The organism is Streptomyces sp. NPDC059037, assembly GCF_042740015.1.
Taxonomy (GTDB): domain Bacteria; phylum Actinomycetota; class Actinomycetes; order Streptomycetales; family Streptomycetaceae; genus Streptomyces.
Window position 1 is genome coordinate 1 of sequence record NZ_JBHYIG010000152.1, and the last position, 2,796, is coordinate 2,796.

The following is a 2,796-nucleotide window of genomic DNA, read 5'->3' on the forward strand; positions in this document are numbered from 1 at the left end:
ACAGCTCTCGGCGGCGGCCGGGGCGGGCCATCACGCGACCGCCACCCCGCCGCGGGGGGTCGTGCGGCCGGTCGGCCGACCGACCGCGCCGAGAGGCCACCGTGAACACCGCCGCGTATCCGTGGAATCCCCAGCGCCCGAGCGTCATGCCGTCCCACCGCTACCGCCCCTACCAAGATCGTGTCAACGTCCCTTCCCAGGAACGGAGTTGGCCCGCCGCCCGCATCGAGCGCGCACCCCTCTGGGTCCCCGTCGACCTGCGCGACGGAAACCAGGCGCTTGCCGAGCCGATGGACCCGGAGCGCAAGCGGCGCTTCTTCGATCTGCTGGTCTCGATGGGCTTCAAGGAGATCGAGGTCGGCTATCCCTCGGCAAGCCGCGCCGACTTCGACTTCGTACGCGACCTGGCCGCGCTCGCCGCGCGCGGCCAGATCCCCGACGACGTCAGCATCGTCGTCTTCACCCCCGCCAAGCCCGAGCTGATCGACCGCACCTTCGCCTCGATCGAGGGGCTGCCCCGCGCCGTCGTGCATCTCTACATCGCCACCTCGCCCGTCTGGCGCGACGTGGTGCTCGGGCGGTCGCGCGCGCAGGTGTACGACATCGCCGCCGAAGCCGCCGCCCACATGGCACGCCTCGCCGAAGCGCGGCCCGGCGCGGACATCCGGTTCCAGTTCTCGCCGGAGACCTTCAATCTGACCGAGCCCGACTACGTACTCGAACTCTGCGACGGCATCAGCGAGTTGTGGGACGCGAGCCCTGACCGGCCCGTCACCCACAACCTGCCGGCGACCGTCGAGATCGCGACGCCGAACGTTTACGCCGACCAGATCGAGTATCTGCACCGCAATCTGTCCCGGCGCGACTCCGTCATCCTCTCCGTCCACCCCCACAACGACCGCGGCACCGGCGTCGCCTGCGCCGAACTCGCCGTCCTGGCAGGCGCCCAGCGCGTCGAGGGCTGCCTCTTCGGCAACGGCGAACGCACCGGGAACGTGGACCTGGTGACCCTCGCCCTCAACCTCCACGCCCAGGGCGTCGACCCGATGGTCGACCTCTCCGACATCGACGCCGTGCGCGAGGTCGTCGAGCACTGCAACCGGCTGCCCGTGCACCCCCGCCACCCCTACGTCGGCGACCTCGTCCACACCGCGTTCTCCGGCACCCACCAGGACGCCATCAGCAAGGGCTTCGCCCATCACGCCCGCCGGGCGGCCGAGTCGGGCGTGCCGGAGAGCGAGGCGCCCTGGGAGGTGCCGTATCTGCCGATCGACCCGGCGGACATCGGCCGCACCTACGAAGCGGTCATCCGGGTCAACTCCCAGTCGGGCAAGGGCGGAATGGCGTACCTCCTGAAGACCCGGTACGGACTCGACCTGCCGCAGCGCATGCGGCCCGACTTCTCGCGCGTCGTGCAGGACGCCACCGACGACAGCGGGCGTGAGGCGACCGCCAAGGAGCTGTACGAGCTGTTCGCGACGGCGTATCTCGCGCCGGGCCGGGACGGCGACGTGACGCTCGACGCGTGGACCACCGACCGGGCCCCCGACGGCGCGCACCGCTTCGTCTGCACGCTCCAAGTCGGCGACAAGGCAGGGGACTTCGAGGGTGTCGGCAACGGCCCGCTGTCCGCGTTCGTCGATGCGCTCGCCGCCGCCGGCATCACCGTCGACATCCTCGACTACTCCGAGCACACCGTCGAGGCGGACGGCGCGCCCGGCGAAGCCGTCGCGTACAACGAGGCCGTCGCGTACGCCGAGTGCCGCGTCGGCGGCGTCACCCGCTGGGGCGCGGGCCTGGACACCTCGGTCCTGACCGCGTCCCTCCAGGCGGTGCTCTCCGCCGTGAACCGGGCAGGGGCCGCCCGATGACCCCGCGGCCGGTGCTGCACGCCGACACCGTCACCGTCGTCCGCGACGGGCGCCCCATCCTCGAAGAGGTCACCCTCACCGTCCGCCCCGGCGAGCACTGGGCGCTGCTCGGCGCCAACGGCGCGGGCAAGTCGACCCTGCTCGGCCTCTGCGGCGCCGTCACGCACCCCACCCACGGCACGGTCGAGGTGCTCGGCCGCCGCCTCGGCACCGTCGACCTGCGCGCACTGCGGGCGTACGTCGGTCACGTCAACCCGCGCCATCCGCTCCGCTCGCCCCTGCGGGTCCGCGACGTCGTCCTGACCGGGCTCACCAACAGCGTCGAACCACTGCCCCGTTGGCGCCCCACGCCCGGGCAGCGGGAGCACGCCGACCGCCTCATCGCCATGCTGGGTCTCGCGCACCGCACGGACGCGCGCTGGCCCACGCTCTCCCAGGGGGAGCGCGGCCGGACGCTCATCGCGCGCTCCCTGATGCCGAAGCCGCGCCTCGTCCTGCTCGACGAACCCGCCACCGGGCTCGATCTCGCGGGCCGCGAACGCCTCCTCGACAGCCTGGACACCCTGCGCCAGAGCCACCCCGAACTCGCCACGGTCCTGGTCACCCACCACCTGGAGGAACTCCCGGCCGGCACGACGCACGCCCTGCTCCTGCGGGACGGCCGCGCGCTCGCCTCCGGCGCCGTCGACGACGTATTGACCAGCGACCAGATCGGCAAGTGCTTCGACCATCCTGTGCACCTCGAACGCAGGGAAGGACGGTGGAGCGTGCGGGCGGCGACGCGCCGCCGAACATGAGGGGCTGAACATGACGATGGGGCCCCGGGGGGGGGGCGCGGCCCCCCCCCCCCCCGCCCCCGCGCTGAACAAAACAACAAACACACACCAAACAAGCACGACGGGTGGGTGGGGGTGGGGGGGGTAGA

The 2,796-nt window shown here is 72.3% G+C and carries 2 protein-coding genes; both read left to right on the forward strand.

What is annotated here, in order from left to right:
• The first annotated feature begins 146 nt into the window (after positions 1–146).
• Positions 147–1,871 carry a 2-isopropylmalate synthase gene (gene leuA, locus ACFWY6_RS27365; protein WP_384695534.1) on the forward strand — a complete coding sequence of 575 codons (1,725 nt, stop codon included), beginning with the start codon at positions 147–149 and terminating at the stop codon, positions 1,869–1,871.
• The gene (locus ACFWY6_RS27370) at positions 1,868–2,668 is read left to right on the forward strand and encodes an ABC transporter ATP-binding protein (protein WP_384695502.1); all 801 of its coding nucleotides are present in this window, start codon (positions 1,868–1,870) and stop codon (positions 2,666–2,668) included. The genes leuA and ACFWY6_RS27370 overlap by 4 nt, the downstream gene beginning before the upstream one ends.
• The last annotated feature ends 128 nt before the right edge of the window (positions 2,669–2,796 follow it).

Bases quoted from the DNA above. Each gene is read 5' to 3' on its own strand.
- leuA (WP_384695534.1), top strand. From the start codon at position 147: ATGCCGTCCCACCGCTACCGCCCCTACCAAGATCGTGTCAACGTCCCT.
- ACFWY6_RS27370 (WP_384695502.1), top strand. From the start codon at position 1,868: ATGACCCCGCGGCCGGTGCTGCACGCCGACACCGTCACCGTCGTCCGC.